At 68.6% G+C, this 14,523-nt stretch carries 13 protein-coding genes; 10 read left to right on the plus strand and 3 right to left on the minus strand.

All coding sequences use genetic code 11. From position 1 onward, the window contains the following. Positions 1 to 118: 118 nt before the first annotated feature. Together BLW09_RS15090 and BLW09_RS19145 are read right to left on the minus strand one after the other, a co-directional pair. A complete protein-coding gene (locus BLW09_RS15090) occupies positions 119 to 1,768 on the minus strand; it encodes a helix-turn-helix transcriptional regulator (RefSeq protein ID WP_089914480.1) in 1,650 nt (549 codons plus the stop codon). A gap of 257 nt (positions 1,769 to 2,025) precedes the next feature. Beyond that, positions 2,026 to 2,316 (minus strand): beta-galactosidase, encoded by a 291-nt coding sequence (locus tag BLW09_RS19145; RefSeq protein ID WP_197682060.1) that lies wholly within the window; start codon positions 2,314 to 2,316, stop codon positions 2,026 to 2,028. A gap of 367 nt (positions 2,317 to 2,683) precedes the next feature. On the opposite strand from BLW09_RS19145, the gene BLW09_RS15095 reads away from it, so the two are divergent. Genes BLW09_RS15095 through BLW09_RS15135 form a run of 9 tightly spaced genes read left to right on the plus strand, consistent with a single transcriptional unit; the run spans position 2,684 to position 12,587 of the window. Beyond that, positions 2,684 to 3,841 (plus strand): ROK family transcriptional regulator, encoded by a 1,158-nt coding sequence (locus tag BLW09_RS15095; protein WP_089914483.1) that lies wholly within the window; start codon positions 2,684 to 2,686, stop codon positions 3,839 to 3,841. Then, the gene (locus tag BLW09_RS15100; protein ID WP_089914486.1) at positions 3,838 to 5,013 is read left to right on the plus strand and encodes a Gfo/Idh/MocA family protein; all 1,176 of its coding nucleotides are present in this window, start codon (positions 3,838 to 3,840) and stop codon (positions 5,011 to 5,013) included. Before BLW09_RS15095 ends, BLW09_RS15100 begins: the two co-directional genes overlap by 4 nt. A 46-nt stretch (positions 5,014 to 5,059) precedes the next feature. Continuing rightward, positions 5,060 to 6,358 carry an ABC transporter substrate-binding protein gene (locus BLW09_RS15105; RefSeq protein WP_089914489.1) on the plus strand — a complete coding sequence of 433 codons (1,299 nt, stop codon included), beginning with the start codon at positions 5,060 to 5,062 and terminating at the stop codon, positions 6,356 to 6,358. A gap of 13 nt (positions 6,359 to 6,371) precedes the next feature. Then, a complete protein-coding gene (locus tag BLW09_RS15110) occupies positions 6,372 to 7,337 on the plus strand; it encodes a carbohydrate ABC transporter permease (protein WP_089914492.1) in 966 nt (321 codons plus the stop codon). Further along, a complete protein-coding gene (locus tag BLW09_RS15115; RefSeq protein WP_089914495.1) occupies positions 7,327 to 8,220 on the plus strand; it encodes a carbohydrate ABC transporter permease in 894 nt (297 codons plus the stop codon). The genes BLW09_RS15110 and BLW09_RS15115 overlap by 11 nt, the downstream gene beginning before the upstream one ends. Positions 8,221 to 8,243: 23 nt before the next feature. Continuing rightward, complete coding sequence (locus BLW09_RS15120; RefSeq protein ID WP_089914498.1) at positions 8,244 to 9,284, plus strand: Gfo/Idh/MocA family protein; 1,041 nt, start codon at positions 8,244 to 8,246, stop codon at positions 9,282 to 9,284. Then, entirely contained in the window at positions 9,281 to 10,342 is a 1,062-nt protein-coding gene (locus BLW09_RS15125) for a Gfo/Idh/MocA family protein (RefSeq protein WP_089914502.1), read from the plus strand. The genes BLW09_RS15120 and BLW09_RS15125 overlap by 4 nt, the downstream gene beginning before the upstream one ends. After that, positions 10,339 to 11,385, plus strand: a complete 1,047-nt coding sequence (gene tdh / locus BLW09_RS15130; RefSeq protein ID WP_089914505.1) for an L-threonine 3-dehydrogenase — start codon at positions 10,339 to 10,341, stop codon at positions 11,383 to 11,385. The genes BLW09_RS15125 and tdh overlap by 4 nt, the downstream gene beginning before the upstream one ends. After that, positions 11,382 to 12,587 (plus strand): glycine C-acetyltransferase, encoded by a 1,206-nt coding sequence (locus BLW09_RS15135; RefSeq protein ID WP_269457898.1) that lies wholly within the window; start codon positions 11,382 to 11,384, stop codon positions 12,585 to 12,587. The genes tdh and BLW09_RS15135 overlap by 4 nt, the downstream gene beginning before the upstream one ends. 58 nt (positions 12,588 to 12,645) lie before the next feature. On the opposite strand, the gene BLW09_RS15140 is transcribed toward BLW09_RS15135, so the two are convergent. Then, positions 12,646 to 13,203, minus strand: a complete 558-nt coding sequence (locus tag BLW09_RS15140; protein WP_172824222.1) for a TetR/AcrR family transcriptional regulator — start codon at positions 13,201 to 13,203, stop codon at positions 12,646 to 12,648. Positions 13,204 to 13,330: 127 nt separating this feature from the next. Here BLW09_RS15140 and BLW09_RS15145 point away from each other — a divergent pair, with 127 nt between their 5' ends. Continuing rightward, positions 13,331 to 14,488, plus strand: a complete 1,158-nt coding sequence (locus BLW09_RS15145) for an epoxide hydrolase family protein (RefSeq protein ID WP_089914509.1) — start codon at positions 13,331 to 13,333, stop codon at positions 14,486 to 14,488. The last annotated feature ends 35 nt before the right edge of the window (positions 14,489 to 14,523 follow it).

The following is a 14,523-nucleotide window of genomic DNA, read 5'->3' on the forward strand; positions in this document are numbered from 1 at the left end:
CTCGGAGTGAGTTCGGTCCCGCTAGGCCAGACGTTAGGTGAGAGGAAGCGTGCCGCGATGACGATTAACCCCGGGATTCACCCCGGTCCGGATCCCGGCTCGTGAACCGCGCCGACCGTCACTCGGGCGGTAGCAGGAGATTCCTCTCCAACGCGATCGCGATGGCCTCGTCTCGCGTAGAGACGCCGAGTTTGCGGTAGATGCTCCGCAACTGGCTCTTCACCGTGTTCACCGAGACCACGAGTTCGCGGGCGACCTCAGGAACGGACTCGGTGTCCAGGTACGCGCGGAGAACCGCGACTTCCCGGTCGCTGAGCCGCGTGGGCGAAGAGAGGTCCGTCAGGAGCGGGCGCAGGGGGAGACCCCTGAGCAGGTCTGCGTACCCGCTGTCGGTGAGCGCGCTGCTCACCCGTTCGACATCCTCGGGCGGGAGGAGAGCGACGGCGAGACGCTGACCTGTTCGCCAAAGCAGTTCGCCGAGATGAGCAACGGCTAGCCCACGACGGGGGCCGCTCGAGAATCGCAGCAAAGCTGCTGTTTCGAGCGCAGCATACTCCGCGGCCAGACGTGAGTTCAGGTGGACGCGCGGAACACGATGCAACTGCTGCAACGCGACCCCGTGGCGGCCGAGCACGAGTTCGATGCGCGCTTGCCCGAGGTGGCGTTCGGCGGTCGGCACGCCCGAATGGCGGAGCATGCCTGCACCCGCATGAGGGTCGCCGGACGCAAGGTAGAGGAGAGCTCGTATCGGCGCCAGCCGCGACAGGGCATAGGGCTTCCTCCCCTCCGCGCCACGGAGAACAGAGAATGCGTCCACACCGGCCAGCCCAGCTGAGGGTCGCCCGTCGACCAGTTCGGTCAGGCCCTCCACCTCGGCGATCGCCAACCAGTGCTCGATGGTGCGACGATCGTGCACCATGGCATCGAGGTGGCGACGCGCCGTCTGTGTGTCGAACGACTCCAACGACACCACCGCCTCGGCCAGCCGGTAGAAGGTGCCCGCGTACCAGGACCGCTGCATCTCAGTCCACCTGCCCTCCCGCGCGAGTTCGATGTACGCAGCGGCCTCAGGCAGGTCCCCTCGGAAAGCATGGATCCCGGCAGCCATGGCGATGTTTGCAAACCCCAGCGAGTATCGATCGGTCGGCGATTCTGCCAGCCCCTTCTCGAACGTCGTGAGTGCGTCATCCACCCGGCCCGCGTAGTACTGGGTGATACCAACATGGGAGTAGATCCGGGAGAGGCCCTGGACCGCGTTGCGGCGATCGTTGGGAAGGGCGTCCAACGCTCTCACCGCCTCCTGGGCGGGTTTCACGCCGAGGGTGGGCTGACCGATCATGCGATATGCGGCGCACTCGCTGGTCAGAATCAGCGCACGGTCGACAGGATCCAAGGTCCGCTTGGCAGTGTCGGCTCTCCGGGCGGCCAGAGCGGCCTGGGCGAAGTACCGCAACCCCTTCAACTGTCGCTGCGGGATGAAATTGTAGGAGACCCCCAGCATCATCATGAGCAGGGGGTACTCTCGCAGGGACGCCATCGGCACCGCTTCGAGTTGCGCCGTGAAGTCCTGGCGCCGGCTGATCAGCAGGTCGAACCAGCGATCGCGGAGGATCTCCGAAGCAGCCGCATACTCGCCGGCAGCGATCGCGTGACCGAAGCGTTCGACAGCCTCCTCGTCGATGTGCAAGCGGACATCGTCCGGCGAGGTCGGCTCCGGGTCGGCGCCACCGTCGAACGAGCGGGCGGGGTCATCGAGTGAATTCGGCACGGGTTCCTGACAAGCGAATGTGAACAAACCTGCTATTCGTTCTATCAGTAAGCGAGGCGAGACAGGAGCGCATGGCGCTTGGGTCTGTCAGCCCCCGGCGCCCGCAGTTCCGGATCGGGTGCATGGTAACGCTCGGCCGCTCGAGACGGCCGAGCGCAAGCACCACGATGTCGTTGGCGCCGACGCGGATGGCCTGCCGCCGGCCTGCCCGTGCAGCTCCGCCGTCCTCGCGTAGTAGCGGCGCTTCGTCCTCCCTTTCAGGGGCGGTCGCCGACTCGACGATAACCGTCACCTCCGCGGGTGCGGCCACCGGAGAGAGCATCCCGCTTCCGCCTCGTTCGACGGACCGGTGCTGCAGCTCGAGCCCAGGACGCGCCACGCAAACAGCTCGCTGAGGGCATACGACTTCTCCGTCGGCGCCCTCGCTTGTCGAGCGGGGCGTCGTAGTCGTAGCTGGTGACGGTCGGCAGGAGATCGTCGACGCCGTCCAGGCGATGATGGTTCGCACCCGCACCCGTGCCGAAGTTGGTGCCGCGTGCGCCATGCAGAGGTTATCCGACCCGCACCGAGGCCGAGAATATCCGCCAGTGCGGCTCCGGCCGAGGTGACGTCGCGCGTCACACGGGGCGCGACCCAGTGGTCGGACCACCCGGTCCAGAACTCCATGCAGAACGGATCGTCGTCCGGCCGGTGCTCGGCCAGCTTCGCGAGGCGGCGGCCGGGTGGAGCCGAAGTTCACGGTCGCTAGGACCCCAGGCACCATCCCCCGGTCAGCATGATGTCCGTCGTCCCGTCGCCGGTCACGAGATAAGCCGGACCAGCGTTCGTTACGTGATGGAAATGCGCGTTCATGCGGTTGTAATAGGAGGTTTCGTAACCTGGTAGCATTACGCCATCCAAGGGAGGAGACCCGCTATGGCAGCAATCGGTCCGTCGGACATCCGCGAAGCGAACGCGCTGAGCTGTCTGCAATCGCTTCGCGTGGCCGATCGCCCGCTGAGCGTGACGGACATCGCGCAGCGGACGGGTCTCTCGCGCCCGACGATCGAGGCGGTTCTGGCCGACTTCGCCGCGCGCGGGCTCGTGGCCGATGCTCCCGTGGAAGGTGTCGGCGCGGCCGGGGGCCGTCCAGCGCGGCGGTTCGGGTTCGTCGCCGAGAGCGGACTGGTCGCCGGCCTCGACGCAGGGCCCCGCGAAGCACGCGTCGTTCTGGCCGACCTGTCTGGGCGCATCGTGGCGGAGCGCGCCATCGCCATCGACTCGGCGGTGGAGGGCGATGACCGCTTCGAGCTCGTCGCGAGCCTCCTCGACGAGGCTCTGAGGAGCACCGGCATGCCGCGCGAACGCCTCCGCTCGCTCGGCGTCGGAGCTTCGGGCATCGTGGACGAGGCCGGGACCATCACTCAGAGCACGGTGGTGCCCTCGTGGAGCGGCCGCGCCATCGCGGCCCAGCTCGCCAAGCGCTTCGGCTGCCTCACCACGGCCGAGAACGACGTCAAGCTGCGCGCGTACGCCGAACATCACTTCGGCGCCGCCCAGGAGGCCGCGAGCATCGTGTTCCTGCACGTCGGCACCTGGGTGACCCTTGCGCTCACCCTGGATCGCGAGATCTTCCACGGCCAGCACCGCAGCGCGGGAGAGGTCGGCAGCCGCCGCGGGATGCGCTGGTCGTCGCGCACGGAAGGCAGCGCACCGGTGTGGTCGACCGGTGACGGTTCGGAGCGGATCGCCTCCGCCGTCGCCGGCGACGCCGCGGCGCGCGACGAGGTGCGCACGTTCGTTCGTGACATCGCGCCGACCCTCGCGACGGTCGCACTCACGATGGACCCCGACATGGTCGTGGTCGGCGGACTGCTCGCAGAGGGCGGCGGGGTCGCCGTCGAATGGTTCCGGGAGGAGCTGGACGACCTGATCGCCCTCGCCACGGACTTCCCGGTGTCGCCCTCCCCGCTCGGCGCGCGCGGGATCGTCCTCGGCGCGCTCGCCATGGCGTTCGTCCAGGGCTCTGAGGCCCTGTTCGGCATCCCCGGTGCCCCGATCCCGGCCGTCACGTGTCCCGAGGACCAGCAGTGACATCCCCGCTGAGGGTCGGCGTCATCGGCATCGGAGCCCGCTCCGCGATCGCCCGGAACGTCGAGAACCGGGCGACGCCGGCCCGTCTCGTCGCCTCCTGCGACCCGCGCCCCGAGGCCGCGGAGCGAGCGAGGAGCCTGTTCGGCGACCACGTCGAGTTCGCGAGCAACATCGAGGCGTTCATCGCCCAGGGCCTGGACGCCGCGATCGTGACCACCCCGGACGACACGCATGCGGATGTGGCCGAGCGCTTGCTTCTTGCCGGCATCGCCGTGTACCTCGAGAAGCCGCTGGCGACCTCCATCGCCGACGCCGACCGCGTGCTGCAGGCCGCGTACGACAGCGGAAGCCGCCTGTACGTCGGCCACAACATGCGTCACATGCACGTCGTGCGCGCCCTGCGCGACATCGTCCGGCGAGGTGAGATCGGCGAGGTGAAGGCGATCTGGTGCCGTCACTTCGTCGGAAACGGCGGCGACTACTACTTCAAGGACTGGCACGCCGAGCGTGCGCGTGTCGGCAGTCTGCTGCTGCAGAAGGGCGCCCACGACCTCGACGTCATCCACTGGATCGCCGGCGGGTACACCCGCGACGTCTCCGCGATCGGCGACCTCGCCGTCTACGGCCAGGTGGAGTCGCGACGTGACAATCGCGATCGGTTGCTGGGTGACTGGTTCAGCTACGACAACTGGCCCCCGCTCGCGCAGACCGACCTCAACCCGCTCGTCGACGTCGAGGACATCTCGATGATGAACATGCGGCTCGACAACGGCGTCCTCGCGTCCTACCAGCAGTGCCACTTCACGCCCGACTACTGGCGCAACTACACGGTGATCGGCACCGAAGGCCGCGCTGAGAATTTCGGCGACTCCGCCGGGGGCGTCGTGCGCGTCTGGAACCGCCGCCATGCCTATGCGGCCCGAGGCGACATCGAGTATCCGATCGTCGGAGACGAGGCCGGGCACGGCGACGCGGACGCCCTCACCCTGGACGAATTCCTCGAGTTCGTCCGCCATGGATCTGCGACCGACACCTCCCCGGTCGCTGCACGACAAGCGATCGCCGCCGGTATCACCGCCGCCGAGTCGCTCCGGGACGGGTCACGGCCACGAGTCGTCTCCCCCGTGCCGCACCACCTGCTCGAGTACTTCGAGCGCCACCAGCGGTCGTGACATCCGTCCGTCCGTAGCCGCTCCACTGAAGAGAAAGCGAGACCCCATGCGGAAATTCCGCGCCGGCCTCGGCATCGTCGCCGCAGCCACACTCTTGCTCACCGCCTGCTCGGGCGCCGGATCGAACGGCGGATCCGATGCGATCGACACCTCGACGAAGCCGGCCGACGTCACCGGCGATGTGTCCTACGCCATCTGGGATGTCAACCAGCAGCCGGCCATGGAAGCCCTCATCAAGGACTTCAACAAGACCTACCCCAAGGTGAAGGTCAAGCTCCAGCTCACCGCATATGGCCAGTACTTCACGAAGCTGCAGACTCAGGGTTCCAGCAAGACCCTGCCGGACGTCTTCTGGATGAACGGACCCCACTTCCAGCTGTACGCATCGAACGGCCTGCTCGCGAAGCTCGCGCCGTTCGAGAAGGCCGGCGTGGTCGATGCCTCGCACTACCCCAAGGCGATGAACGACATCTACACCCTCAACGGGGAGCAGTACGGCATCCCGAAGGACTTCGACACGATCGCCGTCTTCTATAACAAGGACATCCTCGAGAAGGCCGGCGTGCCAGCGCCCACGTCGAGCTGGACCTGGGACGACTACCGGCGGATCGCCAAGGAGATCACCGACAAGCTCGGCGCCGAGGGCATCATCGGCTCCGGCGACAACTACGACACGCAGGCCATGGTGTATCCGTCGATCTTCAGCAACGGCGGGACTGTGATCGACGCCGACGGCAAGAGCGGCTACGACGACCCCAAGACGGTGCAGGCGCTCGAGTTCTGGCGCAGCCTCGTCGCCGACGGCTCGATGCTCACCCCCGAGCAGAACGCCGACACGTCGGGACTCCAGAAGTTCCTCGACGGCAAGGCCGGCATGGTCTGGTCCGGCAACTGGCAGGTCTCGGGCCTGCTCAGCTCGGTGGTCGCGAAGTCCGTTCGCACCGTCGAACTGCCGCTCGCGCCCTCGGGCGAGCGCAAGACCGTCATCCACGGCATCGGCAACGTCCTCGCGGCCACCTCGGCCGGCAAGCCGGCGGCCCAGGCGTTCTTCGCCTACCTCGGCGGCAAGAAGGCGGCGGAGATCCAGGCCACGATGGGCACGGCGAACCCGGCGTACACCGGCACACAGCAGGCCTTCGTCGAGTCGGCCCCCGACTACGACCTGCAGATCTTCGAGGATGCTGCGGCGAAGTACTCGGTCGCCTACCCGGTCTCGAAGAACACGAGTGCCTGGAACACGCTGGAGGCCAACCTCCTCCCGCAGGCCTTCTCGGGCGAGAAGCCGGTGAAGGATGTCGCGGCCGACCTCGCTACGCAGATGAACGCTGCACTGGCCAAGGGTTGAGGACCGGATCGCCATGACCCTCTCGAGGGAAGGGGCGGGCGTCGCCACGGCGCCCGCCCCCGTCGCCCAGGCCGGGCCGTCCGTGCGCCCCCGGCGCCGGTCCCCGTCGGCGGACGGATACTGGCCCGTCCTGTTCATCCTCCCGCTGTTCGCCGGCGTCGCCCTGTTCTACCTGTGGCCGCTGGCGCAGTCCGCCTACTACAGCTTCACGCAGTGGGGCGCGTTCGGCGGCACCACCTGGATCGGGCTGGACAACTACTTCCGCCTGTTCAGCGACCCGGGCGTGCTCCGCTCGATCCTGAACACCGTCATCTACACCGCCATCCTGCTGCTCGGCATCCCGCTCGCGGTGATCTTCGCCGCGCTGCTCAACCGCCCGGGCCTGAAGTTCGCGATGGTCTACCGCACGTGCTTCTTCCTGCCCTACGTCGCGATGCCGACCGCCATCTCGATGGTGTGGCGCATCATCTACAACCAGGACTACGGGGTCCTCAACTCGGCCCTGCGGGTGGTCGGCATCGAAGGGCCCGCGTGGGTCTCGACCGAATGGTTCGCCCTCATCGCCGTGTCGATCATGGGGCTGTGGATGTCGATCGGCTTCAACATGATCATCCTGTCGGCGGGCCTCAAGGCCATCCCCACGGAGCTGTACGAGGCGACATCGCTCGACGGCGCCGGACGCTGGCGCCAGTTCGTGTCGATCACCACCCCGCTGTTGACGCCGTCGATCTTCTTCCTCTCGGTGATGACCCTGATCAGCGGATTCCAGCTGTTCGACCTGATCTACGCCCTCCTCGGGCCGACGAACCCCGTCATCCCGAAGACGCAGTCGCTCGTGTTCATGTTCTACAACGCGGCGTTCCTGACCAACGACAAGGGCTATGCCTCGGCGATCGCCATGTTCGTCCTCGTCATCATCGCGGTCTGCACGTTCCTGCAGTTCCGCCTCCAGCGCAGATGGGTCCACTATGTCGACTGAATCGCTCGTCGCGCCCGGCTCGGTCCGGCCCCGCTCCGGCCGCCGCTCCGCGGGGCGCGCCGCCTCGACCGGTGAGCGCAACTGGGGCGCGCACATCGTCCTGATCATCGCGTCCCTGGCGATGCTGTTCCCGTTCCTGTGGCAGATCAAGCTCTCGGTCTCGAGCGAGGCCGACATCATGGCCGTGCCCCCGACCTTCTGGCCCACCAGCTTCGAGTGGCAGAACTTCGTGGAGGTGTTCCAGCGGCTCCCGCTGCTCAACCAGTTCTGGGTGTCCGTCGCGGTCACCCTGCTGCGCACAGTCGCCCAGATCGTCCTCTGCTCGATGGCGGGCTACGCCTTCGCCCGGATGCGCTTTCCGCTCAAGGGAGTCCTGCTCGGTCTGATCCTGTCGATCCTGATGGTGCCGGGCCAGGTCTACCTGATCCCGCAGTACCAGATCATCCAGGGCTTCGGGCTGCTGGACACGATCGTCGGCATCGCGCTGCCCGGCCTGTTCAGCGCCTTCGGCACGTTCCTCATGATGCAGTTCTTCCGGTCGATGCCGCTGGAACTCGAACAGGCGGCCCGCCTGGACGGCTGCAACAGCTGGCAGATCTTCTGGCGCGTGATGCTGCCGCTCGCCAAGCCCGGCATCGTTTCGCTGGCGATCATCACCATCCTGTCGAGCTGGAACGACCTGCTGTGGCCGCTCGTGATCGCGAGCTCGCCGGAGAACATGCCGCTCTCGGTCGGCCTCGCCACGCTGCAGGGCTACCGGTCGAGCATCCACACCGGCGTGCTGATGGCCGCCGCCCTGCTCGCGATGGCCCCCGTGCTCGTCTCGTTCATCATCCTTCAGCGCCGCGTGGTCGAAGGAATCGCGTTCGCCGGTCTCAAATAGGCCCCGCACAGAAAGCACCGTCAATGCACCGACAGGATCTCGTATCCACCCCACCCCTGACCGTGGCGCTGATCGGCGCGGGCGGCATCTCGCAGGTGCACGCACCGGCGTGGAAGGCGCTCGGGGCGCACGTCCTCGTGTTCGCTCACGCCGGCGCCGAGCAGCTCGCCGAGCGCTTCGGGCTCGAGGTCGCCCCGTCGCTGGAGGACGCCCTCGCGCGGGCCAGCATCGTCGACATCGTGACGCCGACCTCCGCCCACGCCGAGATCGCGCTCGCCGCCATCGAGAGGGGTCTCGACATCATCTGCGAGAAGCCTCTGACGCTCACCGCCGCTTCGTCGCGCGAACTCGCCGCGACCGCGCGGGCCGCAGGCGTGCAGATCTACCCGGCCCATGTCGTGCGCTTCACCGCGCCCTACGAGACCGCTCACCGCGCGATCGAGTCCGGCTCGCTCGGCCGGGTGGCAGTCGCCCGGTACTTCCGGGAGGCGTCGAGCCCCGCGATCGGCACGTGGTTCCAAGACCAGGCGGCCTCCGGCGGCCCGATCATGGACCTCATGCTGCACGACCTCGACCAGGCGCGCTGGAACGCCGGTGAGGTCGAGACCGTCTATGCCGTGCAGAACCCGCCGACGGTCGACGGGGTCATCCCGTCGTTCGTGTCGGCGCATGTCACCCTCACCCACAGCGGTGGGGCGATCTCCCACCTGCACGCAACCTGGGCGGCGGTGGGGACCCGCTTCAAGACCGGCTTCTCGATCGCAGGGACCGAGGGGACCATCTCCTACTCCTCGCTGGAGAACACCGGGCTGACCGCTGAACTCCCGGGGGCTACGGCAACCGGCCTCACCATCCCGGACGTCGCCCTGCGCGAGAGCCCGTACCTCGCAGAGATCCGCGAGTTCGCCGCTGCGTTCGCCGGAGGCCCCGAGCCGCGAGTGACGGCCGAAGACGGCGCCATCGCCGTCTCCCTCGCCGAGGCCGCATTGCAGTCACTGGAGACCGGCGAGGTCGTGCGCATGGCCGACTTCGCCCCCGAGCACACCGAGGAGGTCGCGGCATGACCCCCGCACCGCTGAAGATCGCGATCGCATCGTTCGCGCATGTCCACGCCGCCGGCTACGCGGCCGAGCTGCTGCGCCGGCCGGACGTCGAGGTGCTGGCGAGCGACCCCGACGGCGCGTCGGCGCCGGACGACGCGCCGCGCGGCATCGAATTGGCCGCGCGGCTGGGCGTCGACTACGTCGACACCTACGACGAACTCTTCGCCTGGGGACCCGACGCGATCGTCGTCACCACCGAGAACGCCCGACACCGCTCCGTGGTCGAGCGGGCGGCAGCGGCAGGCGTGCACGTTCTGTGCGAGAAGCCGCTCGCGACCACGCTGGACGACGCGGAGGCGATGGTCGCCGCGTGCGAGGCGGCCGGCGTCCTCCTGATGGTGGCGTATCCCGTGCGATTCGCCCCGCAGTTCGACGCGCTCCGTGCTCGCCTCGACGCCGGAGTCCTCGGCGAGCCGTTCGCGATCGTCGGCACCAACAACGGCAAGATCCCCGACTCGCGCGCCTGGTTCACCGACCCCGAGCTCGCAGGAGGCGGAGCGCTGGTCGATCATGTCGTGCACTGCGCCGACCTGATCGACGCCCTCACCGACGGGCTGCCCGCGCGGACCGTCTATGCGGTCTCCAACCGTCTGCTCCACGCCGAGCGCGGGGTCGCCGCGGAGACCGGCGGCCTCGCGACGATCACATACGAGAACGGCCTCATCGCCACGATCGACTGCTCGTGGAGCCAGCCCAGCGGCGCCCCGAACTGGGGCGGGGTGTCGCTCGAGGTCTCCGGGACGCTTGGCTCGATGCGCATCGACCCGTTCGCCGAACGCGTCGCCGGCTACCGGCAGGACGGCGCCCTCTGGATGGGGTACGCCACCGACACAGATGCGCTCATGCTGGATCGTTTCCTCGGCGCCGTGCGCGACGTCCTCGGGGGCGAGGGCTCCGCAGTCCCCCAGCCCGACGGCCGCGTCGGCATCCGCACCCTTCAGATCGTCGACGCCGCCCGCCGCTCCGCGCGCGAGGGCCGTCCCGTCGCCGTCACACCGGTCGCCGAGGCTGCGCGATGAAGGCGCTCGTGACCACGGGCGATGGAAGCGGGCTCGCGCTCGTCGACCACGCCGAGCCGGAGCTGATGGGCGACCGTGACGTGAAGATCCGCGTGCAGCGCACCGGCATCTGCGGAACCGACCTGCACATCCTGCGCTGGGATGCGTGGGCACAGAGCACGGTGAGAGCTCCGCTCGTGCCGGGCCACGAGTTCTCGGGGGTGGTCGTCGCGGTCGGGAGCGCCGTGCGCGATGTCTCGGTCGGCGACCAGGTGTCTGCCGAAGGCCACGTCGTCTGCGGCACCTGCCGCAATTGCCGGGCCGGCCGCAGGCACTTGTGCATCCGCACGCAGAGCGTCGGCGTCCAGCGGGACGGCGCCTTCGCCGAGTACGTCGTGATCCCGGATGAGAACGTGTGGGTGCATCACGCGCCCGTCTCCCCCGCGCTCGGCGCCATCTTCGACCCGTTCGGAAACGCCGTGCACACGGCCCTCCGCTTCCCGGTGATCGGCGAGGACGTGCTGATCACCGGCGCCGGCCCCATCGGCATCATGGCGACGGCTGTGGCCCGGCACGCGGGCGCGCGCCACATCGTGGTCACCGATGTGAGCCGTCCCCGTCTCGACATGGCCGAGCGGGTGGGCGCGGACCGCGTCGTCGACGTGTCGTCGGAGCGCATCGCGGACATCCAGCGTGAGCTGGGGATGCGCGAAGGCTTCGACATCGGGCTGGAGATCTCCGGCAGCCCGTCCGCCCTGCCGGAGATGATCGCGAACATGAACCACGGGGCGAGCATCGCGATGCTCGGCCTCCCCGCCCACCCGATCGAGGTCGACTGGGCGACGGTCGTGGGGCGGATGCTGACCATCTCCGGCATCTACGGCCGTCAGATGTTCGAGACCTGGAACACGATGAGTGCGATGCTCCAGACCAGCCCGACCCTCCACGATGCGATCGAGGGGGTCATCACCGATGAGCTGCCGGCGTCGGAGTGGCGACGCGGCTTCGACATCGCTGCGGCAGGACGCAGCGGCAAGGTCATCCTGGACTGGACGACGCTGTGAGCGGGGCGGCATACGCGACGGTTCGCGAAGCACTCGAAGCAGAGCTGGAGGCCATGCGCGCCCAGGGCACGTTCCGTCGCGAGCGCGTCATCCACTCCCCGCAGTCCGCGCACATCCTCGCCGGCACGGCCGGCGGAGCGGTCGTCCCGACTCTGAACTTCTGCTCGAACGACTACCTCGGTCTCGCCGACGACAGTCGTCTCATCGACGCCGCCACCCGGGCGATGGAGCACCGCGGATTCGGGCTGGCCAGCGTCCGGTTCATCTGCGGCACGCAGGATCTCCACGTCGATCTCGAGCGGGCGGTGTCGGCGTTCCTCGAGACAGAGGACACCATCCTCTTCTCCTCGTGCTTCGACGCGAACGGCGGCGTCTTCGAGGCGCTGTTCGGTCCGGAGGACGCCATCGTCTCCGACGCGCTCAACCACGCCTCCATCATCGATGGAATCCGGCTGTCGAAGGCGGCGCGCTTCCGGTACCGCAACGGAGACATGGCCGACCTGCGGACGCAGCTGGAGCAGACGCGCACGGCCCGCCGGCGGGTCATCGTGACCGACGGCGTGTTCTCCATGGACGGCGCGGTCGCGCCGCTGCGCGAGATCTGCGACCTGGCCGACGAGTTCGGTGCCCTCGTGATGGTCGACGACTCGCACGCCGTCGGCGCCGTCGGACCCGGCGGTCGCGGCACTCCCGCCCTGGCAGAGGTGGATGACCGCGTCGACATCTTCACGGGCACCTTCGGAAAGGCTCTCGGCGGCGCCTCCGGAGGCTACGTGAGCGGGCGTGCGGCCATCGTCGCGATGCTGCGCCAGCGTGCCCGGCCGTATCTCTTCTCGAACACGATCCCGCCGGCGGTCGCGGCCGCGGCGCGCGAGGCGCTCGCCATCGCGGGCGCCGCGGGCGACCGCCGCGACCGGCTGCGGGAGAACGCGGCGAGGTTCCGCTCCGCGATGACGGAGGCCGGGTTCGACCTGCTGCCCGGAGCGCACCCGATCGTGCCGGTGATGTTCGGCGACGCGAACCTCGCGGTCGCGATGGCCGACCGGATGCTCGCGCGAGGCGTGTACGTCACAGCGTTCAGCTATCCGGTGGTTCCGCTCGGTCAGGCACGGATCCGCGTGCAATTGTCGGCCGCACACAGCGAGGAGGACATCGACCGGTGCGTCGAGGCCTTCGTCGCCAGCCGGGCGGACCTGGCCTGACCGCTCCGCCTTACAGGGTCGGGCAGCGGATGGGATGCGCCCACCCCGCCGCTCTCCGTCAGGCCGCGCGCCCCGGTGTCGTGGTGAGCAGCGGGAGAAGGATCGTGTCGACGAGTGTGCGCTGCTCCTCGAGGCTCGGCCGCCCGCCGTCGAACAGCGTCGCGGTGAAGAGGCGGGCGAAAGCGAGGTCGAGCACGGCTTCCGCTCTGTCCGTGTGAACGGGTTCGCCTCGCGTCGCCGCCCGGGCGCAGATCTCTCGGCCGACCTGATGGCTTCGTTCGCGCACCTGCGATGCGACGTGCTCGCGCAGGGTCGCGTCGTCCCTGATGGCCTCGATCAGCCCGATCAGAGAGGGTCCGCGGTCACCGGTCAGCGTCTCAGCGATCTCGGCGACGGTGGCCAGGAGGTCCCCGCGCAGGGTTCCGCTGTCGGGAACCGCCGGAGCGTCGCCCTGCGCGTGCCGGCGAAGTGCGTCGGCGACGAGTTCCGCTTTGGTGGGCCAGCGCCGGTACATGGTCGTCTTCGATGCGTGTGCGCGAGCAGCGATGCCGTCCATCGTGACCCGCTCGTAGCCGAGCTCGCCGACGAGTTCGAGGGCGGCGTCGAGGATCGCCACCGTGCGCGCTTCCCCACGAGGCACCGAGGCCCCCGCCTCGGCAGTACGAACATCTTCACCGGGGGCGATCGACTCCATATGTGTACGATACCGTATCGTACACAACCGACGCAATGGAGGCCCTCCCATGTCTGAGACCATCGAGCGCATCACGATCGCGGTTCCCCAAGAGCAGCTGGACGACCTGCGCACGCGGTTGACACTGGTGCGCTGGCCGGACGGCCGCACCGTGACCGACACGTCACAGGGACCCACGCCCGAGAAGCTCTCCGCGCTCGTCGACCACTGGCGCGGCGGATACGACTGGCGACGCGTCGAGGCGGAGCTCAACGGCTGGGGCATGCACCGCACCACGATCGACGGCCTCGACATCGACTTCTTCCACATCCGCTCGAGCGAGCCGCACGCGACGCCGCTGATCATGACCCACGGCTGGCCGGGGTCCGTTCTCGAGTTCCGGAAGGTCATCGGCCCGCTCACCGATCCGGCCGCGCACGGGCTGGACCCGGCACAGGCGTTCCACCTCGTGATCCCCGTCCTGCCCGGGTTCGGGTTCTCGCAGAAGCCCGCCGGCACCGGCTGGGCCCCGCCCCGGATCGCGAAGGCCTGGATCACCCTGATGGACCGGCTCGGCTACGAACGCTGGGGGGCGCACGGCGGAGACCTCGGCTGCGCGGTCAGCGACGAGATCGGAAAGCGGAAGCCGACCGGACTCATCGGCACGCACCTGAACTTCGCGATGTTCCCGCCCACCCCGGACGAGATCGAGGATGCGACGCCGGAGGAACGAGCGGCCCTGCGTGACGCGAAGTACTTCTGGGACACTCTCTCCGGCTACGCCAAAGAGCAGTCCACCCGACCTCAGACCATCGGGTACTCGCTCGCCGACTCGCCGGTGGGGCAAGCCGCATGGATCTACGCGATGTTCCAGGACACCTGCGGGACACCCGGCGACGCCGAAGGCTCGTTCACCCTCGACGAGATGCTCGACGACATCATGCTGTACTGGCTGCCGAACTCGGGCGCATCGGCCGCCCGGATGTACTGGGAGATGGAACAGTCGGGCTGGTCGTCGCCGGCCCGGATCGACGACCCGATCGGCATCCCCGTCGGCTTCACGATGCCCCCGAAGGAGGCGGTCCGGAAGTCGCTCCGCCAGCTGGAGCGCCGATACTCGAACATCGTCTTCTTCAACGAGCCGACCGCCGGCGGCCACTCCTTCGCGCTCGAGCAGCCCGGAACCCTCGTCGCCGACATCCGTGCGACGTTCGCGCGGCTCCGCTGACCGGGGCCGGGAACGGTCCGGATGACCGGATCGTA

Source organism: Leifsonia sp. 21MFCrub1.1 (assembly GCF_900107895.1).
Taxonomy (GTDB): domain Bacteria; phylum Actinomycetota; class Actinomycetes; order Actinomycetales; family Microbacteriaceae; genus Leifsonia; species Leifsonia soli.